The organism is Moraxella sp. CTOTU47915, from assembly GCF_031986685.1.
Lineage (GTDB): Bacteria > Pseudomonadota > Gammaproteobacteria > Pseudomonadales > Moraxellaceae > Faucicola > Faucicola tetraodonis.
This window is the reverse complement of record NZ_DAMAAE010000003.1, coordinates 180,251-204,282: the sequence shown is the minus strand read 5'-3', so window position 1 is coordinate 204,282 and position 24,032 is coordinate 180,251. Positions and strand designations below refer to the sequence as shown.

The following is a 24,032-nucleotide window of genomic DNA, read 5'->3' as shown; positions in this document are numbered from 1 at the left end:
GTCTAGAATGGGATATCATCATCAACTGCGCCTGGTTTTGGCATTGCCATGGCTGGATTTTGTTGGGGATTTTGGGCAGGCGGATTATTTCCTGTATTTGCCCCTTGTGGCGCTTGGTTGCCATTCATAAATGGGTTATTGCCAAATCCTGCATTTTGACCCGATTGTGGCGCAGCTTGGGTATTATTTTGGTTTGGATAGCCGCCAAAATGATTGGGCGCTTGGTTGCCACCTTGGTTGTAGCCAACTTGATTATAACCACCTTGGGGCTGGTTTTGGTAGGTTGTGCTTGCAGTATTGTTATTAGCAATACCGCCTTGAACGCCGCCTGCGGTACCAAGCATTTGCATTTGGTCGGCACGAATCTCTGTGGCATAACGCTCTACGCCATTTTGATCGGTGTATTTATTGGTGCGAAGGCTACCTTCGATATAGACTTGGCTACCTTTACGCAGGTATTGCGCTGCAATTTCACCAAGTTTATTAAACAATGAAATACGGTGCCATTCGGTTTGCTCACGGCGCTCACCTGTTTGTTTGTCGTTCCACTGCTCACTTGTTGCCACGGCGATACGCGTCACGCTACCGCCATTGGCAAATTGTTTGACTTCCGGATCTGAACCAAGGTTGCCTACAATAATTACTTTATTTACGCCGCGCATAGAATTTCCTTGATAACTTTTTTAATGGATTTTTTGATAACTTTCTTGATGCCTTTCTTAATAGTTTTCTAGTGTTTTTAGCCAAATCTTTGCAGATTTAGCGCAAGTACAATGCCATTACTTTACTAAACTTTGCATCAAATTGCTAGCGTCTGACCGGTAAGATGTGACAAATGCTGTCGCGTGTCATCGGTCAATTTTTCTTTATCCAGTTTGAGATAAGCAATGTTTTCTTTTGGCATCATCACTATCTCATCCACGCCGTCAATCGCCAAAATTTGCTGTGACCATGCAGTTGTGTCAATACCTGTTGGCAGGGTAATCGTTAGGCTGGTCAAATACGGTGGGGATGCAATCGGCAGAATAAACAATAGCGCAATAACGGTCACGATGGCGAGCACCGTCCACGACAACCACATCGGTTTGGTGAGCAAAATACCGCCCATGGCACCGCCTACAAAAGCACCCAAAAACTGTGCAGATGAGTTAATACCCATCGCCGTCGCTTTGTTGGCGACGGGCGCGCGTTTGGAAATCCAAGACGGAATAGTCGCCTCAAGGCTGTTAAAGCCAATGTAATAAACCGCAAGCCCAATAATTAAACCCACGATGGTCTGACTAGCCACCGCCAAAAATACCAATCCCGCCACCAAGGTCGCTAAAGACGCCAAAAACACGGCGCGCATTTGCCGTTTTTTTTCTGCGATGATAATCAGCGGAACCGCAATGATAAAACCCAATAATAGTAGCGGCAAATACACAAAACCTTGCTGCGCCACCGTCAAACCGAGCACATCATGAAACTGGTGCGGCAATAAGGTAAACATCGCTGTCATTGACAGATGCAGCGCAAAAATCGCCAAGTGCAACCGGTTAATATCGGCAATTTTTAATACTTCAGCAAACTGTGCTTTAACTGAGTGATTATTGAGATTGTGCTTTAGTACCCGATTTGGGGTGGGCACAATCCACAGTAAGCCAATGGCGAAAATAGCGGACGCCACTGTCACCCAAAACAAGCCTGAAATATCGAGCACATGCGTCAAAATCGGACCGAGCCCAAATGCGACCATTACCGACATGGCAATGGTCAGCCCCATGGTTGCCATCGCTTTGGTGCGATGCTCTTCACGGGTCACATCCGCGAGTAGTGCCATCACCACTGCTGAAACCGCGCCACTGCCGGCAATCAAACGCCCCAATATCACCATATAGATGTCTGTTGATAAGGCGCAAATCGCTCCCCCGAGCGCAAACACCAATAACCCTGCAATGATAATCGGTTTACGCGGATATTTGTCCGCCAAAAAACTCATGGGAATCTGAAAAATCGCCTGCCCTAAGCCATAGATACCAATCGCCAATCCAATCAAAAACGGCGTGGCGTGTGCATATTGTGTCCCATACACTGCAAACACAGGCACAATCATGAATAGTCCGAGCATGCGCAAGGCAAAGATACCGCCCAACCCGGCAATCGCTTTCTTTTCGGATGCATTCATGGAGGAGTTGTGACTCATATTTCTCGACGTTGATTTTACTGACGTTGATTTTACTGACATGGTGGCTCACAAAATTTTGCCAAAAACGGCTTATTATATGCCTAATTTTTATCACAGAGAATTTATTGGCAATAAAAATTATTTTAGCCCCATTATTTTGGCTTTATTGTTTTAGCCCCATTATTTTAGCATTGCGTAAGCGGTTACCATGATGGCTAAAATCACTGCGATAGCAATCATCAGCCACATCACATTTTTTTGATTGTCAAAAAATCCTCGCGGTGACTGCTTGATAGATGATGATTTTGGGGTAGCCACTAGCGCGCCCTCTAACGGGCTATGCTTCACTTGGGTGGCGATTTTTTGCTGTTTTTGCGCTTTTTTGGCGTCAAGTTGCTGTTGGCGTTGTTGTTTTTGTGCCAATTTTTGCTGTTTGGCTTGTTGTTGTAGTTGGCGTTGTTCTTCAAGCTTAGCCTGTTTTTGTCGCGCTTGTTCGGCAAGTTCTGCTTGTTTACGTGCTGCTTCTTCGATGGCTAACTGCTCAGCTTGCTGCTGCTCGCGGAGCTGTTTATCGCTATAGCGGGCGTGAAAATCATCCATCACGGCGTTATCAATTTCGCTTAAGGTGAAAGGCATTTCATTTATTACTTCAAGCGCATCATGCACATCAACGTCGTACACGCCCGAGGCTTTGGTAGTTTTGCCATCGGCAGTGAGTTTTCTGGGTACTTGGTAATCGGCAAGGCGCTGCTGCAAGTGGTTTTCCATTTGTCCGATGGAGTCGGTGCGACCTGTCATCGCTAATACCCAATCGTTGATTTCGGCATGATTTTCGCTATTTAATTGCGGGATGATATCGCTTGCGTTTTCAACGAGGCTGATTTTGGCAAGCAACTGACTGGGTGAGACGGCGATATACACCTCCCCTGGGGTAGCTTGGCGTTTGAGCGATGCGATGGCTTGGGGGTTGCATTGTAGGCAGTTTGCTTGTTTGTTTTTGAGGGTGTGACCTTTTGGGCAGGGCGGTACACCGTAAGCAACGAGCGCGCCATTTTCTTTCATTTTGGCTTTGTATTCTTTGCTCGATAGTCCGCTGGCGTCAAAGGTTTTGTCCATTGGGATATGGTGGCTTTTTAAGAAGTCGGTTTGTTCTTGGGTTAACGTTGCCATGTTATTGTCTCAAATTTTGCAGTCACAAATTTTCTTTTTTCTTGATTCAATCCAGTATAGCAAGGTTTAAGGGTTTTATAAAAAATAAAAAATCGCTCATGTGAGTGATGATTTTATTTAAGATATTTCCAACGCTTGTGTTAATAGTATCATCAGCTTCATTGTCCGCACGTTTGCAACCGCTTGCAATAAACGCTATGTTTTATCTAGTTATGTTAATTTTACGAGTATAAAACAAGGATGACAGTGAGCCAAAAGCAATTTATGATTAACAGAATTGATAACTTAATCAGTTGATAGTTTCTCGTAATATTTGGTCAAATTTGTTGAAATAGGTTTCAAAATTAAACTTGAAACCCCCATCCAATTCCCCCATTAAAACCCCATCTTTTTACCCAAATTTCCCACTCAAAAACACACAATAAGAAGCTCAATATGGCACAGCACGACGCAATCAAAATTCGTGGCGCACGCACCCACAATCTCAAAAACATCGACATCGACATCCCCCGCGACAAACTCGTCGTCATCACAGGATTATCAGGCTCGGGCAAGTCTAGCCTAGCCTTTGATACCTTATACGCCGAAGGACAACGCCGCTACGTCGAGAGCTTATCGGCTTACGCTCGCCAGTTTTTATCACAAATGGAAAAGCCCGAAGTCGATAGCATCGAAGGGCTGTCACCTGCCATCGCCATCGAGCAAAAATCCACCAACCATAATCCCCGCTCCACGGTAGGTACCATTACCGAGATTTATGACTATTTGCGTCTGCTGTACGCCCGTGTCGGTACGCCCATGTGCCCAGAACACCACCTGCCGATGGTCGCGCAAACCGTCACCGAAATGGTCGATACCGTCATGGCATTGCCCGAAGATACCAAGTTGATGATTCTCGCGCGCGTCGTCGATGACCGCAAAGGCGAGCATATCCAGTTGATGGAACAGCTAAAAGGGCAAGGCTTTGTGCGGCTGCGGGTCGATGGTGAGATTTATGACATTGACGATGTGCCACCGCTTGCCAAAACTTTTAAACACACCATTGATGTGGTGGTTGACCGCTTCAAAGTGCGGGATGACTTGGGTAATCGGGTTGCCGAAAGCTTGGAGACCGCCTTACGACTCGGTAGCGACATTGCCATCTTGCATGACATGGACGCTGAGTTTGAAGATAAAATTTTGTCCGCCAAACATAGCTGCCCTGTCTGTGATCGCTCGGTTGCTGAGCTTGAACCAAAATTGTTTAGTTTTAATAACCCCTATGGCGCGTGCCCCGTGTGTGATGGCTTGGGCAAACGCCAATATTTCGCTGCTGAAAAAATCATCGGGCATCCTGAAAAATCGCTCAACCAAGGGGCGATTCAAGGCTGGGATAAACGCCACGCCTATTATTTTGGCTTGCTGACTACCGTTGCCGAGCATTACGGTATTGATATGGAAGCGCCGTGGCAACAACTGGATAAAAAGCACAAAGATGTCATTTTACATGGCTCTGGTAAAGACAAAATGACTTTTAACTTTGTCGATGAACGCGGGCGCAAGTCCACCAAAACCGTGCCATTTGAAGGGGTGTTGCCGTATATGGAGCGTCGTTACCGCACCACGCAAAGCAACATCGTGCGAGACGAGCTTGCCAAATACCTTGCCGATGCCACCTGCGATGCCTGTCACGGCTCACGCTTGAACGAAATCGCTCGCCATGTCGAAGTCAGCGACCGTACCGTTGCCGAAATGGTCAAGCTATCGATTGGCGAAGCGATGGCGTATTACGAGCAATTAAAACTCGAGGGCGCAAAAGGCGAAATCGCCGCCAAAATCATCAAAGAAATCCGTGAGCGGTTGGAATTTTTGGTGAGTGTGGGCTTGGATTATCTCACCCTTGCCCGCTCTGCCGAAACCCTATCGGGCGGTGAAGCTCAGCGCATACGCCTTGCTAGCCAAATCGGGGCAGGTTTGATGGGCGTGATGTATGTACTCGATGAGCCATCAATCGGCTTGCACCAACGTGACAATGACCGACTGCTGCAAACGTTGACTCGCTTACGTGATTTGGGCAATACCGTGATTGTCGTCGAGCATGACGAAGATGCCATTCGCCTAGCCGACCATATCATCGATGTGGGCGTGGGCGCTGGGGTACATGGTGGCAGTATCATTGCAGAAGGAACGGCAAAAGACATTGCCAAAAATCCCGAATCATTGACGGGGCAATATTTATCGGGCAAAAAGAAAATCGCAGTGCCAACCGTGCGTCACCGAGCCAAAATCGCCAATGACGATAAATATGAAAAAATGCAAGACTCCGCCATTCCGTTAACCAAAAACCAAGCGAAAAAAGCGGAAAGCGAGAAAAAAGAAAAAGCCAAAAAAGGTAAAGTCGAAGCCAAACCCTTGATGCTGACCTTGACAGGGGCAAAAGGTAACAACCTTAAAAACGTGACCTTAAACTTGCCGATTGGTGTATTTACAGCCATCACAGGCGTGTCGGGTTCGGGTAAATCGACCTTAATCAACCGCACCTTATTGCCACTAGCGACCACACAGCTCAATAACGCTACCACGCATGTTGCCGAAGAGTTTGACAGTATCACTGGGCTAGAACATTTGGATAAAGTCGTCGATATCGACCAAAACCCGATTGGGCGTACCCCTCGCTCCAATCCTGCGACTTACACGGGGGTATTTAGTCCGATTCGTGACCTATTCGCCCAAGTACCCGAGTCCAAAGCTCGTGGCTATCAAGCAGGGCGCTTTAGCTTCAACGTGAAAGGCGGGCGCTGTGAAACCTGCCAAGGCGATGGTTTGATTAAGGTTGAGATGCACTTTTTGCCTGATATGTATGTGCCTTGCGATGCGTGTCAAGGCAAACGCTACAACCGTGAAACCCTGGAAATCACCTATAAGGGCAAAAATATCAATGACGTGCTCAATATGACGGTGGAAGATGCGGCAGAATTTTTTGAGGCGATTCCGGCAATTTATCGCCGTTTGCAAGCCTTACAAGAAGTCGGCTTGGGTTATATTCGCTTGGGTCAGTCTGCGCCAACCTTATCGGGTGGTGAGGCGCAACGGGTGAAACTTGCTAAAGAGCTGTCCAAACGTGATACCGGTCAGACCTTGTATGTGCTCGATGAGCCGACGACAGGTTTGCATTTCCACGATATCGCCAAGCTCTTAGACATCTTGCATACGCTGCGTGACCGAGGCAATACCGTGGTGGTGATTGAGCATAATCTCGATGTGATTAAGACAGCCGACTGGATTGTCGATTTGGGTCCTGAAGGCGGTTCGGGCGGTGGTGAGATTATTGCCGAGGGCACGCCAGAGGAGGTGGCGCAAAACGCGCGCTCACACACAGGGCGATTCTTAAAACCGATGTTGCAAGCCTAAGTTTGTTACTAGCGTAGGTTTGTTACAAGGATAAGTTTAGCGGTGAGGGTTAGTACGTGGTCGTCTAACCCTTTTTTTAACCGCTCATCACTCTGTGACTTGATATTCATTGATAATACTTTACATGTTGGCCTAATATTTACACAATGAAACGAGATAAGGATATTGCGACATTATCCAGGGACAAAAAAACGTCAAGGAACGATAAGGATGCTAGGATGATTTTATTTAAAGGAAAAACCAACGATCTTGAAACCCTATTTCCCCCTACCCTAAAACTAGATGGTCAAATCTGCGTGCGAAATGGTATGAGCATTCGCAGTAAATTTATGATTGGTATCTATGATATTGCCCTATACTTGGGTGAAATGACTGAAGATGCCGAAACAGCCATTACTGCACGCTATGCCAAGCAATTGCGCATGGTGTCTCGCCGCAATATCAAAGGCTCGTTACTGGAGAATGCCTTCAAAGACGGCATTAGAGCGAATAGTAGCGCAAAAGAATATCAGAAAATCGCCTCAGTGATTGATGACGTGTTCGGTGAGTTGTTCAAAACCAACACCATCAAAGAAGGGGCAATGTTTACGATTGAGTTTTCGCCAGAGCATGGCGTTCGTTTATATTATGATGAGGTTGGCGATCTTCCTTATATCAAAGAAGAAGGCTTTGACCAAGCTATTCTTCGTGCTTGGTTAGGCGATAATCCTATATCACTTGAGATGAAAAAGGATTTGCTAGGTCAGCACTAATGTTACACTGCTTATTTTTACACTTCCCATATTTTAGACTTCCCATCAAGCATCGGGAGTTAATCTAGCCAATTGATAGTGGCCGTAACTTTTTTACTGGCTTTAATAGGGTTGTGTTTATTGCAACCCTAATTCAACACTACTCAAGCGATGAATAGCGATGGCATGATTGATACGTTTGGCGTCACCTACTAGGATAACTGGGCATTCATCCCTTACCTGCCTAGTTTTCTTTGATTCGATAACAAGCAAGTTGGTGTTTTTCATTTTTATCCCAATTTTTTATCCCAATAGCGGCAATTTTTTTGCTTTGATTCTTTTACCCTATCGTCCATCAGGGGTTACTACAATACTATGTTTCTTTTTGGATGGCTATGCTAGTCTAAAGCAAAAAAAAATCAGGCAGCTTATGAAACCACTTGCGCAAAAGTCCCCTAAACCAACCATATCAACCCGTAACACGCCGCAAACCTTTACCCTCAATAAGCTTGCCAAACCTATCGTGGGCAATGATATTTTTTCGTTGCCGCCTGCTGTGTATGGCACTATCTATTTGACGCTGATTCCGCTATTTGGCTTTTTGTACAGTACCTTGCCAAATATGCAGTTTAACCATGAAAACGTGGGCTTTTTGGAAGCCATGTATTTTAGTACCATCACGGTGACCACCACCGGGTTTGGCGATATCACACCAACCAACACCTTTACGCGGGCGTTTGTGATGATTGAAGCGACCATTGGGGTGGTGTCTGCAGGTTTGTTTTTAAATGCGATTACTTATCAGCGTGAAGAAAACATGAGCAATCTGATGGACGCCTATGAAGCGAGAAAAGAAATCTCTTATGCCTTTGCGCGCCTGCACAGTCATGATAGTTTGATTACGCTTAACATGAATACTTATCTAAACCGGGTTAATCAACTGTTGGGCATAGAATCAGAGCAAACCCCGGTGGCGCAATCTGACTGTGAGGGTCGCGCTAATTTAACTAGCTCGCCTGATTTGCCCGCGGCGCCTGACGCCAAAGTCCCCCAGCAGCTTATTGGTATTCATGAGCCTATTCCCGAAGCGTTAGAATTTACTAATTTACAGCATTTATTTAATGCCTCAGCGCGCTTGACCGATGACCCGCGTAAGCCTTTGATTTGGTACTATTATCAAGCCTTGGATGAATTGGTCAATAGTATTGAAAATTTGGTACGTGAAACCGAAACTTATCGCTGGGCAGATTTGGAGTCGATTTGTATTCAATATTTAAGTGATATCAAATCCTATGATTCCAGTAGTTATGTACTGGCGGAGCCAAACTTTGAGCAACAACTTGCGGATATCCAAGCCCAACGCCAGCAAGACATGTTACTTATCAGCGAATATCCAAGTGATAAAGCGGTTGAGCTGTCGAACGAAAATAGTTTAAACCCGTATATTATTTTGTTTATGGGTATTCAGACCACCATTGATTTTATCAAAAAATTCCAACTTCGCTATCAAGAAATTATGCAGACTATCTAGCTTTCAAGAAATCATACAGACCATTTAATTTTATCTGCTCATAAAAAAACACCCCACATGCCGTGAGGTGTTTTTGCTAATTAATTAATCAATCAATCAGTCAATGAAGCATTAGTGACCAAATTGGTTGGCAGTGTTTTTGGCGCCGCCCGCTTTCAATGCGTTCTCACCCGAGAAGATTTCTTTGTGGTCATCACCGATGTCAGAACCAGCCATGGCTTGGTGCTTAACTGCCGCAACGCCTTCACGGAGTTCTTTACGTTGTACTTCTTCAACGTAAGCTAGCATACCTTTGTCACCGAAGTAACCTTTTGCCAACTGGTGCGTACTTAATGCCGCCGTGTGGAAAGTAGGTAGGGTGATCAAGTGGTGGAATACACAGGCTTCACGTGATGCATCAGCTTGGAAGGTACGCGCTAGCTCATCAGCAGCGGTATTCAACTCAGTGTTGTCGTAGTCAGCAGACATTAAGTTCGCTTTGTCGTAAGCTGAGATGTCTTTGCCTTCTTTTTCCCATTTTGCGATGACTTGTTTACGGAAGTTAAGCGTCCAGTTGAATGATGGACTGTTGTTATAAACAAGCTTAGCGTCTGGCACTTGCGCAACGATACGGTCAGTCATTGATTTGATATGCGCGACGTCTGGTGTTGGTGTTTCAATCCATAGTAGATCAGCACCGTTTTCAAGGGCAGTCACACAGTCAAGTACCACGCGGTCAATGTTGGTGCCTTCGCGGAATGAGTACAAGCCGTTTGGCATACGAGTTGGGCGAACCAATTTGCCATCACGTTTTAATAGAACATCGTACTCGCTTGCATTTTCTAAAGTCACTTCTTCAACTTCTAAGAAGTCTAAGTATTGTGAAGCAAGGTCGCCTGGCTCACGTGACACAGGAAGTTTTTGCGTTAATGATGCACCTTCAGAGTCAGTACGGGCAACGATGATACCGTTGTCAATGCCAAGCTCTAAGAACGCATAACGAATCGCGTTGAGTTTTGCGATGAAGTCTTCGTGTGGTACGGTGACTTTACCATCTTGGTGACCACATTGTTTAGCATCTGATACTTGGTTTTCAACTTGGATAGCACAAGCACCGGCTTGGATCATTTGTTTGGTGAGCAAGTAAGTCGCTTCTTCGTTACCAAAACCTGCATCGATGTCAGCGATGATTGGCACGATGTGTGATTCAAAGTTGTTAATTTTGTCTAAGATAGCTTTAGTGTCTTGACCTGCTTCTTGCGCCGCATTTAATTCACGGAAGTAATCGTTTAATACTTTTTCGTCCGCTTGACGTAAGAAAGTGTAGATTTCTTCGATTAATTTTGGCACAGCGGTTTTTTCGTGCATAGATTGGTCAGGTAGTGGACCAAATTCTGAGCGAAGCGCAGCAACCATCCAACCTGAAAGGTAGATATATTTACGTTCAGTAGTACCGAAGTATTTTTTAACCGCATACATGGTTTGTTGACCGATAAAGCCATGCCATGCACCAAGAGACTGGGTGTATTTTGATTTGTCAGCATCATAAGCTGCCATATCACGACGCATGATGTCGGCAGTGTATTGAGCGATTTCTAAACCTGTTTTGAAACGGTTTTGGATAACCAAACGCGCAGCATCATTTTCGCTGATGTTTTTCCAGTTACCATATTTGGCTTTTAGTTCGCGGATATGGTCAATCGCTGAAACGTAAGTTGACATAGCAGTCTCCTGTTGAGGACGGTGGGATAAAAAAACTTAGGATGATTGTTGTGTTGTAATAAAAGTAAAAGTCTTAAATAAGCCAATATTTAGTGAGCGTTAAACACCGAAAATATAAATAATGTTTAAGACACAAACTAAATATCCAAAATAGTCTAACAATTTTTTTAACAAAATACGTGATATTTCTTACAGTGATATTAAATAGTCTGTTAAAATTAAGAATTCTATTTTGGCACTAATAAAGCTTTAAGTTGGCTTAAATAATGGAATGAATGCACTATACCCTTTAATTCATAATTTAGCTATTTAATGATTCGTATCTTTAGTATTTATTTAAAATATAGTATAATACAATCAATAACTTAAGTTTTATTGCTAGGTTTTAGCCCTGTTAAAACTAGCGGTTTTAGCCTTTTTTTCTTAACTTTTAACTAGACAAACAGTAATTTATGGATTTACAACGTGTGGATTTGAACCTTTTGGTGCATCTTGATGTGTTACTTCGAGAAAAAAACGTCACCAGAGCCTCTGAGCAACTCGGCATTACCCAGCCCGCCATGAGTAATATTTTACGTCGTTTGCGTAAGTTGTTTAATGATCCCTTGTTGATTCGCTCATCTGAAGGCATGACGCCGACGGAGCGGGCGCTTGAATTACAGCCGCGCGTACGCGAATTGTTAGCGGATTTAACCCAGCTATTAGAGCCGCGTACTGAGTTTCGTCCTTATACCTCAAGTCGTGTGTTTCGGATTATGACGTCAGATTATGCCGAAGCAACGCTAGTGCCTAGGTTGGTCAAAGCGCTGCGCAGTGAAGCCCCAAACGTGATTTTGGACTTTTTGACGCCATCGGATGTATCGTATCGAGATATGGAGCAAGGGCGTGTTGATTTGGCGATTAATCGTTTTAACGAGGTACCGCAAAGCTTTCACCAAGTGCTGATTTGGCGTGATACTTTTAGTTGTTTGTTGTCGGCTGATAGTCCGTATGTCAATCGCTTTAACCTAAAAAATTATCTTAAAGCTCAGCACGTTTGGGTCTCTAAAACAGGGATGGGGGTGGGTTTTGGGGTGAATCCCGAAAAATCTGGTGGACTTGGCTCGATTGATGCGGCGTTGCAGCGCCTCGGTCAAAAACGTCAAATCAGTGTCTTTACCCGTCATTATCAGATGCCTGCCATGCTCACCGCCAATAAAGACTTAATTGCTACGCTGCCGACTCGGGTGGCGCGCATGCAAGCTAATAATGATGATATCGTAATTAAAGAGCCGCCATTTTTTATTCCAGAGTTTGAATTGACGATGGCATGGTCGCCACTATTACAGCATCACCCTGCGCATCGTTGGTTACGTCAGTTGATTCAACATGTGTCGCGACAAATCATCGCCGAAGAGCGCATCAAGTATCCGCTCCAAACCGCGATTCAAGATGGTTCGCTGCATACCCAGCCCATTGATTTGGTTGAAATTGATCCTGACCGTCAATGAGAGGGAGGGTCAGACAAGCTGCTTATCTAGGCCTGGTCTAGGACTGGCAAATTTTATCCACCCAAAGCTCATACGGATATTTTCCTAAATGTCCGTAACGTCCTTTTTCAGTCACTCGCCCTTCAATGCAGACAGGTAAACTAATCGACACGCCCGTTTGACCTTGCGCTTTGGCATACTCGGCTAACAGGTTGTTTGGGTCAAATACATGGTATTTGGTGGTACCGTCATTAAATTCAGATTGCTCTAAGCTTTGGGTAAATGTGCCTTTTAGGGTCACCGTTTTTTTGGGCACACTATCAATGCTTTCTTTGATATCGCTTAATTTACCATTTTGCAGCGATTGGTAAGCCACGCCGGCGCAACTTGCCAATAAGCCAATTATCGCCACACCACCGCCCAACCATGCGGCTTTTTTACCCTTTATCTTGTTAGTTAGCATGGTGTTTTCCTTATTATTGATCACAAAATTATTGGTATAAAAAAATGATAGCAATATTCGTTGCTATCATTTGTACATTTTATTTATCGTTACCATACCCTTGGGTAAATAGTTTAGCGAATATAGGTATGGTCCTCAGGATTAGTCACCGGCTGTGTCAGCGCTTGGGTTGGTAAGACTTTCTTGAGATAAAAATACCCTAGTATACCTGCCAATAATGACCCTAAAATAATGCCGAGCCGCTCGTCAAATGGCTTAAATTCAAGCCCTGCAAAGGCAAGCCCACCTATAAACAAACTCATGGTAAAGCCAATACCACATAAAATCCCCACGCCAAATACTTGTCGCCAGTCAACATTGGTAGGCAAGCTAGCTAACCCAAGCTTGACGCCAAGCCAACTAAATAGCATCACCCCAATCGGCTTGCCTAGCAGCAGTCCTAGTGCGATACCGAGCGGTACCGTATGCAATAGCGAGGATATCCCCGTACCTCCGAGATAAATGCCCGCATTAGCAAACGCAAAAATCGGTAAAATAATAAAACTGACTGTGTCCTGCAAGTCATGTTCAACCGATTCGAGGGGTGAATGCTCAGGGTGCTTGTTGTCTGTCATTGGGATGAATAGCGCAAGCAGCACACCGGCAAGCGTCGCATGTAGCCCCGACTTTAACATGGCCGCCCATAGCAAAACGCCAATCATTATATAAGCGGTGGTGCGTGTGATGTTAAAGCGATTCATCAGCCACAATATCACCAAACATACCCCAACCCAAGCCAGTGCCGCCATCGACAAACCCGATGAGTAAAATAACGCAATAATGATAATCGCACCGATATCATCAAAAATAGCAATCGATGCCAAGAATACTTTGAGCGCGGCGGGCACGCGATTGCCCAGTAACGTCAGCACACCTAAGGCAAACGCGATATCTGTCGCCGCCGGAATCGCCCAACCTTTCATCAACTCTGCGTGCTGATAATTGAATGCGGCATAAAAAATCGCAGGTACCATCATACCACCGACCGCAGCAATCGCAGGCAAGACGACTTTTTTGACCTCTGATAGCTCACCCACTAGCATTTCCCGCTTAAGCTCAAGTCCCACTAAAAAGAAAAACACCACCATCAAGCCATCGTTGATCCAGTGTAATAAATGATGATCGATACTAAAAGAGCCGATTTTTATCGAAATAGTCAGATGCAAAAAGTGCTCGTATATGTCACTCATCGGAGAGTTTGCTACCACCATCGCCAACACAGCGGCAAACGCCAACACGATACCCGCAGCCATATCGTGTGCCAAAAATTTTTTAAATTGGTTAAATACTATCATCTGTCTAAAACTCTTTTTAATACCATCTTTTATTTATGAAATATACCACACTTAAACCAAGCAAAATAGCCTACAATACCATCATACCATATATTTTATTATATCATATAATCTATTATTATGATAAATAATTTCATAATTTTAATTTAATAGAAAATTTTATTCATTTATTAGCTTTTTTAGATAAATTAATTTTTAGGTGTATGATTTGCTAGCGTTGATAGTTAACATTCTAAACCCGAATGATTGAGAAAGTTGTTAACACCCCATGCCTATTTTGTATTATTATTTTATCGCTACTTGCCTACCGATTTAGAATCAGCCTTTCAATAGTGTGGATATTTTGCCAACTTCTCTTACCGATCTTGATTTAACCCCGCTCAAACGTTTTTCTCATAACGTCATCGCCAATATCCGTGCCACGGGTCACATGCTAATAGGTTCGAAACGCGCGTTTTATTGGGTCAAGCCCACCGTATGGCAGTTTTTATTGTTTGGATTGACGGCACTGGCGAGTAATTTGCTGTTTTCGTGGTTGGTGGCTGAAGATGCCACCCATTTTAATCCACAAGGACTGATTAGTTATTTGGTATGGCCGATGGTGATGTTGGTGGCGGGATTGATTCTTGCCAAACGTCATTTTAATGCCATGCTGATTTTCGTGCCGGCGATTTTGTGGCTGTGTGCTGACACTTTTATGATGCTGGTGCAAAGCCTGATTCAGTTTATCTCAGACTTAGGCTGGCTACCGGAATGGACGTTTGATACGATTGGTATTGTGTTCGTATTGGCGTTTGTCTGGCAGTCATTATCGCTGCTATGGATTTTTGGCAATCAATTACGCTGGTCATGGATTGAGCGTGTGCTGATTATGCTAGGTGCGTTTGCCGTACTCAGTGTGTGGCAAAAAAACGTGCAATCTGAGCCGATTTTTCAATCCGACCCCGTCGAACCCGTGGTCACTGAAGCGGCATTTTATGCGCAGCCTGAGCTTCTGGCTGATATGCTAAATAACGTGCAGCCGCAACGCCCGACTATACATGATTGGTACTTTATGGGAGTCGCAGGTCATGGCGAGCAAGATGTTTTCCGGTCAGAAATTGAGCTAACCAAAGAATACTTTGACCATCAATTTGGCACAGCAGGACGCTCGGTGGCACTCATTAACAACGCCAATACCCTGTCTGCGCTACCGATTGCCAGTAAAACCAGTATTGAACGCACTTTGCAAAGTATCGCCAAAAAAATGGATGTCAATGAAGACGTGCTATTTTTGACCTTAACCTCGCATGGGGGTGACGAGGTGATTGAGATGTCCAACCCACCGATAGCGCTCGATAATGTCGATGCCAAATGGCTACGCCAATCATTGGATAAATCTAGCATTAAATGGCGCGTCATTGTGGTATCCGCCTGTTATTCTGGCTCATTTATCAATGAGTTAAAATCGCCAGATACCCTCGTGATTACCGCCTCAGCTGCGAACAAATCATCGTTTGGCTGTTCTAATGAAGCCGAATATACATACTTTGGACAAGCATTTTTTGCTGAAAGCTTACCCAAGCTTCGCCGTTTTCAACCTGCGTTTGAAGCCGCCAGTAAACGCATTGCTGAACGGGAAAAAATGATGGGGTTTGAACCGTCTGAGCCACAATTGGTGATGGGTGATGCTATTAAAGCGATATTGCCAGAATTTGAAAACAGTCTTAAACCCTTACCTGCGGTTGTGATAGCGCCATCGACTGCCGCCAGTGCTACTAGCGATGCCCATACCTTAAGTAGCCACCAACTGCACAAATAACGTAGACCGTTTCGGCTGTTTTAGCTGCCAAGATGCCTTGCCACTCGTCTTACCATCCATCGCGGTAGCGATTAGGAACAATTGATATTTTCTGCCAATTTTTTAGCGATTTTATAATTTTTGCACATAAAAAAAGTGGGTTAACCTGAGTTACCCACTTTTTTATCAAATAGCGCGTCAAATAGACTGTGTCAGTCAATTATTTGATTTTAGCTTCTTTGAATACAACATGTTGACGTACCACTGGATCAAATTTTTTGATTTCCATTTTGTTTGGCATGGTACGTTTATTTTTGGTCGTGGTGTAAAAATAACCCGTACCTGCAGTTGAAACTAATTTGATTTTATCACGCATCGCAATTGCTCCCTAAGAATATGAAAAGGCAAAAATTAGATTTTTTCGCCACGAGCACGCATATCAGTTAAAACTTGGTCAATACCAACTTTATCAATGATACGCATACCTTTGGTAGTCAAGCGAAGCTTAACAAAGCGGTTTTCGCTCTCTACCCAAAAACGATGGGTGTGTAGATTTGGTAGAAAACGACGGCGGGTTTTGTTGTTTGCGTGAGAAACATTGTTACCTACCGCTGGGCGTTTTCCAGTCACTTGGCATACTCGAGACATGGCTTACTCCTAATCGGTGTGCATGAGGGCTGCTCATGCCTGTCACAACTGATACTCGCACATCTCGCATATCATTGAAGCTAAAAAAGCTAGGGTTTCAACGATTCTAGTGTTGAGTATCTCAGTTTGAATCAATAATTAATCTTTTGGCGGCGCACTTAAAATTAGCTACTCACGGCTAGTCACTTGACTTGCGTCAATCAAAACCATTTTAAGCAAGCGTCAAAAAATCGCTAGTAAATTTAAAGCCGCTATTTATACCATAACTTATGCCAAAATGCAATGTGATTGGATAAAAATTTAATGGGTTAAAACGCCTTGTTTGACCATCAAGGGTGGCTTGTTTTGATGCCCAGCAGACTGGCGTAAAATTTGCTCACTTAACCAGTCAATTTGCGCATCGACAAAAGGCGTGTCGGTCTGTAATTGGTTAAAAATAACCAAAGCGACTTTTAGCCCTGCTTGCCAAATTGCTTGTAGGGTTAGCATGGCATGATTAAGGCTGCCAAGCTTGATACCGATAACCAGGATGACAGGGTATTTGAGCGCGGCTGCCACATCAGCAAGCGTTTCTTGCTCGTTAATAGGGGTAAACCAGCCGCCTGCTCCTTCAACCAAAATCACATCGGCAGGATAGGCTGCGATGGCGTTATTGATGGTATCGACCAATTGGGTTTTGGTGAGTGTCACGTCATCAATTTGGGCAGCGATATGGGGTGAGCAAGGAGTCGCCAGCTGGATAGGCGCAATGGCAGACAGCGGTGGTTTGACATTGGCAAATTGATTGATGCGCCTTGCATCATCGCTATATGTTTGCCCGTTGTCATCGGTTTCTAGACCTGCGGTGACTGGCTTGATGGCATAGACACTTTTGCCTTGCTGGGCTATATTCTTGACCAATTGCGCGGTGGTGGTGGTTTTACCGATTTCGGTGTCGGTACCTGTGACAAAATACGCGCCGTTTAGTGAAGATGCAGCATCGTTAACATTGGATAGATTCATTATTTCTTACTTGCTTTATGGTTAATGGTTTGGGTGGTTTTTTGAGCTGATTGGGTGATTTTTTCAATTCTTTGCTCAAACGCTGGCATGAGTTCTTGCAAAGTTTGTTGCTGATTTTTCATAAGCAGCCTATAAACAACCCATGAACACAGCCATTTTTAATAATTTCATTGTGATTCCTTTTTTATCATGCCTTATATTTTCTGCTAAACTTTATCACAACTTTAATCAATGTCGCAAAATAACAGGAAAAAAAATGAACGATTCACCGATTATTGCCATTGTTGGATTTGGCTCATTAGGGGCGTTATTTACAAGTCTATTAGCCCCAAACATGCCTTTTGAGAACTTGCGTATCGTCGCCGATACTGACCGTGTCAACCGCTACCAACAGCAAGGTTTATTGGTAAATGGCGAGCCATTAACACTCAACTATGTCACACCAAATGAAAGCCCTCATTCAAACCTAAGTCCTGCCGATTTGGTGATGGTGTGTACCAAATTTTATCAGTTACATGAGGTGTTACCGCTCATCAAAAGTCAACTTGGCGCCAATACGCTGATTGTTTCTGCCCTCAACGGTATCGCCAGCGAAAAAGTATTGGCAAACGCCTTTGGTGACGAGCGCATTGTGTATTGTGTGGCGCAGCAAATGGACGCCATGAAAAATGAGCCGCATGAAAAAAATGGGGAAAATGCTAGCCAACTGATTTATCGCGATCATGGACAATTGGTCATTGGCGCGATGACAACTGATAACGCTGAACGCGCACGCGTGCAACAAGTCGATGCCCTCTTTAATCAAGTCAATTTCCCGCACTCAGTAAGCGATGACATGCCGCGCCAGCTGTGGGGCAAATTGATGTTAAATACCGGCGTCAATCAAACCGTGGCATTGTATCAAGGCACCTTTGATACCGTGCAACAAGCGGGTGAAGCGCGCGACATGTTCAAAGCCGCGATGCGTGAAGTGATGGCAGTGGCACACGCTGAAGGCGTAACCTTAACTGAGGAAGATTTCAAAAAATGGTTGGCGATTATGGATGCGCTGGATCCCAAAGGCATGCCCTCGATGCGACAGGATTTAAAAGCAGGGCGACGCTGTGAGCTTGATTTGTTTGCAGGGACGATTCGCGAATTGGGGGATAAGCATGGCATTGACACCCCGGTCAACGACACCCTATATGATGGCATCAGTGCATTAATGGCTAACAATCAGTCATGATGACAACCCTAGCGCTATTGAAAAAAACTAGGCATAAAAGCAGTAAATAGAAACGGTGGATAAAAGCAATGAATAACCACTACAAATAAAAAAGGGCATCTAGCTTGCCCTTTTTTATATCAACAACCGTTATTTTTTACCAAAACGCTCACTCATTTGCGCATAAAAACGTGCCACATGTTCACCCACTACACTGGCATCTTTGGGATTAAACTTCATTACTCGCCCAAAATCCAAGCCAACATACAACACGATATCAGCGAAGGTGAGTCGATCACCGAGCAAGTATTTGTGACTCGATAATAGCTCGTCAAAGTACGGCAATGCTTTTTTGACGCGGTTGATACTCTCTTCTGCCATACCAGGCACTTGGTTTCCCATCAATGCGCGAGATGGATGCCCATGCTGGAAAGCCAGCATCATGTTATACAGCACGTGAAACTCCGCATTGCGTGACATTGCGGTGATTTTGGCGCGTTGTATAGGGTCTGAGCCCATCACTTGCTTACCATTGCCTGCAAGTCGAATATCCAGATATTCACAAATGGCATGTGAATCATTGAGCACAGTGCCATCATCAAGCACTAATACAGGCAACAGCCCGAGTGGATTGACCGCCAAAAACTCCGGTGAGTTTTGCTCATTTTTGCCAATATCCACGTTGATGACTTGTAAATTATGAATATCATTGATATCAAGTTCTTTGACTTTTAACAATAAGTCGACCTTGCGCGGGTTTGGCGGGGCATTCATGGTGTATAGTTTCATCACTTGTTCCTTATGATGTGTGATTTTACCTTTAATATACTTGAAACCACCGTTTTACGAAATAGGGTTTTTAGGCGCAAAGGAAATTTTGCTGATAAAAAATCCCCCTGACAGCAGGAGGATTTTCAGTTTGAGAACAAATGTTTATCAAAGCTTATTTTTTATCCTGCGCTTTTTGCTCATCTTTATGGCCTTCTTTATGCCAAAAGGCTTTGACTACTTCAAATTGCTCGGCAAGCGTCTGCATCAAGGAGCTGTCTTTGTGCGCTTTTTTGGCGAGGGGTGGCAAGATGTGCTCATAATAGGTATTGGCGAGCACTCGGCGCAATAAGCCTTCACCGATAAAGCCTTGGTCATCGTTGAGTGTATTGGCAGAGCGGAGTATGTTGCGAATATCATATTGGGTTGGCACGATATCAGGCACTTGCTTATTACAATCTGTTAGCGTGTACACCGCGACCCGCGCCGAGCGTACTGAAGTTTCAACGGTGAACACCACATCGTTGTTGGTCTCAACAAATTGACCGATGAGACCTAAATTGGTGCAACCTTCGGGTACAATTTGTGGACGATCACCTTTGGCACGTGGCATAAACATCGAAGTGATATACGGCATATAGGCGGTGTTGGCGATGGTGTTGGCTAAAATATCATCTTTTTGCTCGAGCAAATCTAGGTGGTATAGTAGCTCCGTCACAATTTCATGCCCCGTACATTCTGGCATAGTTTTTGGCACATAGTTGCCTTTTTTATCCATCAATAGCCCATACACCCATATCACCACCACGTCTTTGGGTTGGTCAGGAAATTGCGGTTGGCGGTTAATAGTAAAACTCATAAGCCAGTTGGAATCGGTGATGGTAACAATACCGCCTGTGACTGTTTTGCCTGATAGCGGCGGATTAACACAGTATTTTTCGCTGATTGTGCGTAAAAGCGCCGAGTCTTTGCAGGTTAATGTTGCTGACATCCAGGCAGATTTGGGTACATGGCGGTTAAACTTTTCTGGACGACCAAACACTGGCGATTGTTTGGCAAGGTCATTCCACAGTACCCAGCCTTTCGTTTTTCCCATTTTATCATCAGCCAGATGGATATCAGGTGCAGTGTCACTGGTGCCATAGCGCGTATCTTCCGTCATTGACCCCGTGGTAATAATCACAAAATCATTGTCCCGTACAGGGATATGGACTTGTTGACCTTGTTGGATAGTTGTCAGCCCTTTAACGATTTTTTTGTCGCCTTGCTGCTCAAAATCAACCGCTGTGACTAACGTGTCAGTTTGTAGTTTAACGCCTTTATTGATTAAAAATTTTTGCGCAGGTACCACAAAGCTGTCGTATTGGTTGTATTTGGCAAATAACAGGGTCGACATATCTTTGATGCCATCTAAGGCTTCCAAAAACCGGTGCATGTAAAGTTTGCACTCAAGTAAGCTGTGCCAGTTTTCAAAAGCAAACATACTACGCCATAGCGTCCAAAAATTACTGTCCAAAAAACTTTGGCTAAAGTAATCTTCAATGGTGAGATTATCGAGTTCGTCTTGATTTTTTAGTAATAAACGGACGATGGCAAGTTGGTCGGCTTTGTTGAGATTAAACTTATGAAAATCTTTGATTTGGCCTTTGTTATGAATCAACCGTGCTTTAGAATAGTTGGGGTCATTGTCATTGATCAGGCGGTATTCATCAAGCACTGAATAAGGCTCTGGTAACTCTAGCGCCGGTATATCTTGGAACATATCCCAAAAATTCTCGTAGGTGGTAATCATCTCGCGACCGCCCCGCATGATATAACCGTCTTTGGCATTACCAGCGCCATCAAGTGAGCCGCCTTGCACCGCTAATTCTTCTAAAAAGGTAATGTTCTCGCCTGGGATATGGGCATCTCGGATAAAATAATACGCCGCTGCCAAACCGCCAATACCGCCACCGACGATATAGACTTTACTGTCTTTAAAACGTCCGGTATTAAAGCCGATATTACGCTGATAGTTACCACGGGCATCGCTAAACGGCATCGAATTGCCAGGTTGATTAGATTGATAATCCGCCCGCTGTGGCTGATGATCGACCTTTTTAAAAACCAGATTGTTCAAAAATTCACTGTTGTTCTTAGCGTTGGTTGTCATAATGAAGTGCCCTATTTTGAATAAGATTAGTATTGAATAACATTAGCGTTAGCTAACTCATTAAACCGCGCTGCTACCTTTTGACATTGACCTTAACTGCCCATTCTTAATTGCCCATTAAGACTGCTACACAATAACCAAAGACAACGGCGCGGTTATAATAATTATGATTGATAATCATTATTTATAATTAATAAACTCACTTAGATTTTTAACTAAGCAATTTTATTATAACCACATTATAGAACCTCGCTAAAGCGACTTTGTGTCGAATAACCTTTGATTAAATATTCAGTTATTTGCGCTTTTGTAATCAAACGTAACCAGTTATCGCACCTATTGAGTTTTCTAAAGGGATAAAAATAGATTGAGTTCATTTGCTAAACGCCGTAAAATGTATCACTATACTAGAACACTGAAATGCTTTACTTGTTATCTTTTACTCAAAAAAACTACTATGCCACACACTTCGCCATCATCCCTGCCCGCCTATGATTATTTGGTTGAGCTACTGAGCCAAACCGATGATAGTGACTTTATCCGCGAAATTTTGGCAGCGCTACTGACTGAAAAAGAACAAAAAGAAATCGCCAATCGCATTCAGATTTTTGCCTTGTTTCAGCAAGCGCTACCACAACGCGAAATCGCTGAGCGCTTGGGGGTGGGCATTGCGACGGTATCACGGGGCGCCAAAGCGTATGGTCAGCACGATATCAACCAATTACTGCCAAATCTGAGTCATTTGAACCTATAAATTTTTGATAATGGGTTCAAGCGTGAATAAGCCCATCACAGTAGCATACTTTGGGGTGACATACTTTGGGGTGAGTAGAAGGGCGATGAAAATCCGTGAGAAAATAACTGGCATGCCATAAAAGAGTTGCAAGCAGGGGTTAATCTAATTACAATGTATCATCATACTAGAACACTGAAACATTGATTAAAATTTAAGATAGGGTAAATTTAAGCCGCTATAAATTTAAGATAATGTAAATTTAGGACACTATAAATTTAAGACACCATGATGACTACACACGCCAAACCGCCCAAAATCGCCCTTGCCAGCAAACCAAGCCTGATTAAACTTGCACAAGACATTGATTTTTTTGAACTCTTTAAACGCATCGAAGCCAAATACGCTACTTGTTTTTTACTGGAATCGTTGGGCGAAGAAAGCTATATTTCACGTCATCATGCCATCGGCTTTGACCCTGCGATGACAGTGTTGGCAAAAGACCGCCATACTTTGACTATCACCAACAATCGCACGGGGGAAAGCACGGATTATACCTGTGACAATCCTTACCAACTACTGCGCGAAATCACCCCACAGCATGTGATTTCACGTAGCCATACCGGCGGATTGGTCGGTTTTTTGGGATTTGATAGTGTCAATTTTTTTGAGCCGACCCTGAATATTCAAACCAGTGATGATTTCGAGCCGTTCAAATTCGGTATGTACTTAGATGGGTTAAGCCTTGATAAGATGACCGGTGAAATTTTTTATTATTATTACGATACCGATCACCAAAGCAATCGTATTGATGAAATCAAGTCATTATTGAACGCTATTTCACCTGACTATACGCAGCCGACTGCTGAGCACTTGGGCGATGGCATGAACCGCGAGCAACATGCGGCAGCGGTGATGAAAGTCAAAGAAGACATTAAAGCTGGGCTGATTTTCCAGTGTGAAGTGGGTTTCAAGTCGCATTATCGCATTCAAGGCGATAGCATGCCAATTTATAGTAAACTGCGCGAAGTCAACCCGTCACCGCATATGTACTATGTCAAATTTGGCGCCCAAAAAATCATCGGCGCATCGCCTGAGTTGTTGTTCCGATTGCGCAATGGTGAGATGGAGACCTTCCCACTGGCAGGCACCACCAAACGCGGCAAGGATGAAACCGAAGATCGCCAATTAGCGCGCGCCTTGCTCAATGACCCCAAAGAAATCGCCGAACATAATATGTTGGTGGACTTACATCGTAATGATATCGGACGGGTGGCACGCTTTGGGACGGTGAAAGTGCGTAACTTAATGGATATCAAGCGCTTTTCACATGTCCAGCATATCTCCAGTGAAATCGTCGGTATTCTTGACCCTAATCATGATATGTTCACCGCACTTGCCAGTAATTTTCCCGCAGGCACGCTATCGGGCGCACCCAAAATTGAAGCGATGAAAATTATAAATACGCTCGAACCCGATGGTCGCGGCGCTTACGGTGGCGCACTCGGTCAGTTTTGTTTTAATGGGGACTGTATTTTTGCTATTCCGATTCGCTCGCTGTTTATCAATGGCGAAAAAGCGTATGCGCAAACTTGCGGCGGCAATGTGTATGACTCCAATCCTGAAGATGAGTATGAAGAAATTGTGCGAAAACTGTCTGCGATGAAAGTTGTGCTGTCCAATTTTGCGCCAGTGCAGTAAAGTCTGCTCCATCATACGTATGATAGCGATGTATATCAGCAGTATTTTAAACATTTAGAACAACCGCCATAACCTATTTTTAGAGTTGACT

21 protein-coding genes are annotated in these 24,032 nt (G+C 44.1%); 8 read left to right on the top strand and 13 right to left on the bottom strand.

Annotation, left to right across the window (positions count from 1 at the left end; translation table 11 throughout):
• Positions 1–2: 2 nt before the first annotated feature.
• The 3 genes from ssb to RTL34_RS04230 form a co-directional block, all read right to left on the bottom strand.
• Positions 3–662, bottom strand: a complete 660-nt coding sequence (gene ssb, locus RTL34_RS04240) for a single-stranded DNA-binding protein (RefSeq protein WP_312114814.1) — start codon at positions 660–662, stop codon at positions 3–5.
• 137 nt (positions 663–799) lie between these two features.
• A complete protein-coding gene (locus RTL34_RS04235) occupies positions 800–2,164 on the bottom strand; it encodes an MFS transporter (RefSeq protein ID WP_159675911.1) in 1,365 nt (454 codons plus the stop codon).
• 180 nt (positions 2,165–2,344) lie between these two features.
• Entirely contained in the window at positions 2,345–3,334 is a 990-nt protein-coding gene (locus tag RTL34_RS04230) for a hypothetical protein (RefSeq protein WP_312114812.1), read from the bottom strand.
• Between the two features lie 435 nt (positions 3,335–3,769).
• On the opposite strand from RTL34_RS04230, the gene uvrA reads away from it, so the two are divergent.
• Together uvrA and RTL34_RS04220 are read left to right on the top strand one after the other, a co-directional pair.
• Positions 3,770–6,724, top strand: a complete 2,955-nt coding sequence (gene uvrA / locus RTL34_RS04225; protein WP_312114810.1) for an excinuclease ABC subunit UvrA — start codon at positions 3,770–3,772, stop codon at positions 6,722–6,724.
• Between the two features lie 218 nt (positions 6,725–6,942).
• Positions 6,943–7,476: a chalcone isomerase family protein gene (locus RTL34_RS04220; protein ID WP_309596639.1), complete on the top strand. Its 534-nt coding sequence runs from the start codon at positions 6,943–6,945 to the stop codon at positions 7,474–7,476.
• A gap of 117 nt (positions 7,477–7,593) precedes the next feature.
• Here RTL34_RS04220 and RTL34_RS04215 read toward each other — a convergent pair whose 3' ends face one another.
• Positions 7,594–7,743 (bottom strand): hypothetical protein, encoded by a 150-nt coding sequence (locus RTL34_RS04215; protein WP_175405694.1) that lies wholly within the window; start codon positions 7,741–7,743, stop codon positions 7,594–7,596.
• A 142-nt stretch (positions 7,744–7,885) separates the two neighbouring features.
• On the opposite strand from RTL34_RS04215, the gene RTL34_RS04210 reads away from it, so the two are divergent.
• Positions 7,886–8,986 carry a potassium channel family protein gene (locus RTL34_RS04210; RefSeq protein ID WP_282850309.1) on the top strand — a complete coding sequence of 367 codons (1,101 nt, stop codon included), beginning with the start codon at positions 7,886–7,888 and terminating at the stop codon, positions 8,984–8,986.
• A 111-nt stretch (positions 8,987–9,097) separates the two neighbouring features.
• Here RTL34_RS04210 and RTL34_RS04205 read toward each other — a convergent pair whose 3' ends face one another.
• Positions 9,098–10,687 (bottom strand): isocitrate lyase, encoded by a 1,590-nt coding sequence (locus tag RTL34_RS04205; protein ID WP_312114806.1) that lies wholly within the window; start codon positions 10,685–10,687, stop codon positions 9,098–9,100.
• 452 nt (positions 10,688–11,139) lie between these two features.
• On the opposite strand from RTL34_RS04205, the gene RTL34_RS04200 reads away from it, so the two are divergent.
• Positions 11,140–12,177 carry a LysR family transcriptional regulator gene (locus tag RTL34_RS04200; protein WP_007116083.1) on the top strand — a complete coding sequence of 346 codons (1,038 nt, stop codon included), beginning with the start codon at positions 11,140–11,142 and terminating at the stop codon, positions 12,175–12,177.
• A 37-nt stretch (positions 12,178–12,214) separates the two neighbouring features.
• Here RTL34_RS04200 and RTL34_RS04195 read toward each other — a convergent pair whose 3' ends face one another.
• Together RTL34_RS04195 and nhaA are read right to left on the bottom strand one after the other, a co-directional pair.
• Positions 12,215–12,619 (bottom strand): tellurite resistance TerB family protein, encoded by a 405-nt coding sequence (locus tag RTL34_RS04195; RefSeq protein WP_238954282.1) that lies wholly within the window; start codon positions 12,617–12,619, stop codon positions 12,215–12,217.
• Between the two features lie 113 nt (positions 12,620–12,732).
• Positions 12,733–13,950 (bottom strand): Na+/H+ antiporter NhaA, encoded by a 1,218-nt coding sequence (gene nhaA / locus RTL34_RS04190; RefSeq protein WP_409455439.1) that lies wholly within the window; start codon positions 13,948–13,950, stop codon positions 12,733–12,735.
• Between the two features lie 346 nt (positions 13,951–14,296).
• Here nhaA and RTL34_RS04185 point away from each other — a divergent pair, with 346 nt between their 5' ends.
• A complete protein-coding gene (locus RTL34_RS04185; RefSeq protein ID WP_312114801.1) occupies positions 14,297–15,754 on the top strand; it encodes a C13 family peptidase in 1,458 nt (485 codons plus the stop codon).
• A gap of 199 nt (positions 15,755–15,953) precedes the next feature.
• Here RTL34_RS04185 and rpmG read toward each other — a convergent pair whose 3' ends face one another.
• The 4 genes from rpmG to RTL34_RS04165 form a co-directional block, all read right to left on the bottom strand.
• Positions 15,954–16,109: a 50S ribosomal protein L33 gene (rpmG, locus tag RTL34_RS04180; protein WP_007116087.1), complete on the bottom strand. Its 156-nt coding sequence runs from the start codon at positions 16,107–16,109 to the stop codon at positions 15,954–15,956.
• A 35-nt stretch (positions 16,110–16,144) separates the two neighbouring features.
• Positions 16,145–16,381: a 50S ribosomal protein L28 gene (gene rpmB, locus RTL34_RS04175; RefSeq protein ID WP_007116088.1), complete on the bottom strand. Its 237-nt coding sequence runs from the start codon at positions 16,379–16,381 to the stop codon at positions 16,145–16,147.
• Positions 16,382–16,681: 300 nt separating this feature from the next.
• Positions 16,682–17,383, bottom strand: coding sequence for a dethiobiotin synthase (gene bioD, locus RTL34_RS04170; RefSeq protein ID WP_219330810.1), 702 nt, complete (start codon positions 17,381–17,383; stop codon positions 16,682–16,684).
• Positions 17,383–17,505: a hypothetical protein gene (locus RTL34_RS04165; protein WP_257619540.1), complete on the bottom strand. Its 123-nt coding sequence runs from the start codon at positions 17,503–17,505 to the stop codon at positions 17,383–17,385. Before RTL34_RS04165 ends, bioD begins: the two co-directional genes overlap by 1 nt.
• A gap of 134 nt (positions 17,506–17,639) precedes the next feature.
• On the opposite strand from RTL34_RS04165, the gene RTL34_RS04160 reads away from it, so the two are divergent.
• On the top strand, positions 17,640–18,608 hold the full coding sequence (locus RTL34_RS04160) for a ketopantoate reductase family protein (protein ID WP_312114797.1): 969 nt from the start codon (positions 17,640–17,642) through the stop codon (positions 18,606–18,608).
• A gap of 129 nt (positions 18,609–18,737) precedes the next feature.
• On the opposite strand, the gene RTL34_RS04155 is transcribed toward RTL34_RS04160, so the two are convergent.
• Both RTL34_RS04155 and RTL34_RS04150 read right to left on the bottom strand, forming a co-directional pair.
• Positions 18,738–19,376, bottom strand: coding sequence for a glutathione S-transferase family protein (locus RTL34_RS04155; RefSeq protein WP_201664729.1), 639 nt, complete (start codon positions 19,374–19,376; stop codon positions 18,738–18,740).
• Between the two features lie 154 nt (positions 19,377–19,530).
• Positions 19,531–21,507: an oleate hydratase gene (locus tag RTL34_RS04150; protein ID WP_312114795.1), complete on the bottom strand. Its 1,977-nt coding sequence runs from the start codon at positions 21,505–21,507 to the stop codon at positions 19,531–19,533.
• 457 nt (positions 21,508–21,964) lie between these two features.
• Here RTL34_RS04150 and RTL34_RS04145 point away from each other — a divergent pair, with 457 nt between their 5' ends.
• Both RTL34_RS04145 and RTL34_RS04140 read left to right on the top strand, forming a co-directional pair.
• On the top strand, positions 21,965–22,261 hold the full coding sequence (locus RTL34_RS04145; RefSeq protein WP_060996241.1) for a Trp family transcriptional regulator: 297 nt from the start codon (positions 21,965–21,967) through the stop codon (positions 22,259–22,261).
• 267 nt (positions 22,262–22,528) lie between these two features.
• Complete coding sequence (locus RTL34_RS04140) at positions 22,529–23,941, top strand: anthranilate synthase component I family protein (protein ID WP_409455437.1); 1,413 nt, start codon at positions 22,529–22,531, stop codon at positions 23,939–23,941.
• Positions 23,942–24,032: the final 91 nt, after the last annotated feature.

Coding starts and splice junctions, on each gene's coding strand:
- RTL34_RS04165 (WP_257619540.1), bottom strand. CDS start 17,505: ATGAAAAATCAGCAACAAACTTTGCAAGAACTCATGCCAGCGTTTGAG.
- RTL34_RS04200 (WP_007116083.1), top strand. CDS start 11,140: ATGGATTTACAACGTGTGGATTTGAACCTTTTGGTGCATCTTGATGTG.
- RTL34_RS04220 (WP_309596639.1), top strand. CDS start 6,943: ATGATTTTATTTAAAGGAAAAACCAACGATCTTGAAACCCTATTTCCC.
- uvrA (WP_312114810.1), top strand. CDS start 3,770: ATGGCACAGCACGACGCAATCAAAATTCGTGGCGCACGCACCCACAAT.
- bioD (WP_219330810.1), bottom strand. CDS start 17,383: ATGAATCTATCCAATGTTAACGATGCTGCATCTTCACTAAACGGCGCG.
- RTL34_RS04195 (WP_238954282.1), bottom strand. CDS start 12,619: ATGCTAACTAACAAGATAAAGGGTAAAAAAGCCGCATGGTTGGGCGGT.
- rpmG (WP_007116087.1), bottom strand. CDS start 16,109: ATGCGTGATAAAATCAAATTAGTTTCAACTGCAGGTACGGGTTATTTT.
- ssb (WP_312114814.1), bottom strand. CDS start 662: ATGCGCGGCGTAAATAAAGTAATTATTGTAGGCAACCTTGGTTCAGAT.
- RTL34_RS04145 (WP_060996241.1), top strand. CDS start 21,965: ATGCCACACACTTCGCCATCATCCCTGCCCGCCTATGATTATTTGGTT.
- RTL34_RS04160 (WP_312114797.1), top strand. CDS start 17,640: ATGAACGATTCACCGATTATTGCCATTGTTGGATTTGGCTCATTAGGG.
- RTL34_RS04155 (WP_201664729.1), bottom strand. CDS start 19,376: ATGAAACTATACACCATGAATGCCCCGCCAAACCCGCGCAAGGTCGAC.
- RTL34_RS04140 (WP_409455437.1), top strand. CDS start 22,529: ATGATGACTACACACGCCAAACCGCCCAAAATCGCCCTTGCCAGCAAA.
- rpmB (WP_007116088.1), bottom strand. CDS start 16,381: ATGTCTCGAGTATGCCAAGTGACTGGAAAACGCCCAGCGGTAGGTAAC.
- RTL34_RS04235 (WP_159675911.1), bottom strand. CDS start 2,164: ATGAATGCATCCGAAAAGAAAGCGATTGCCGGGTTGGGCGGTATCTTT.
- RTL34_RS04150 (WP_312114795.1), bottom strand. CDS start 21,507: ATGACAACCAACGCTAAGAACAACAGTGAATTTTTGAACAATCTGGTT.
- RTL34_RS04230 (WP_312114812.1), bottom strand. CDS start 3,334: ATGGCAACGTTAACCCAAGAACAAACCGACTTCTTAAAAAGCCACCAT.
- RTL34_RS04215 (WP_175405694.1), bottom strand. CDS start 7,743: ATGAAAAACACCAACTTGCTTGTTATCGAATCAAAGAAAACTAGGCAG.
- RTL34_RS04205 (WP_312114806.1), bottom strand. CDS start 10,687: ATGTCAACTTACGTTTCAGCGATTGACCATATCCGCGAACTAAAAGCC.
- RTL34_RS04210 (WP_282850309.1), top strand. CDS start 7,886: ATGAAACCACTTGCGCAAAAGTCCCCTAAACCAACCATATCAACCCGT.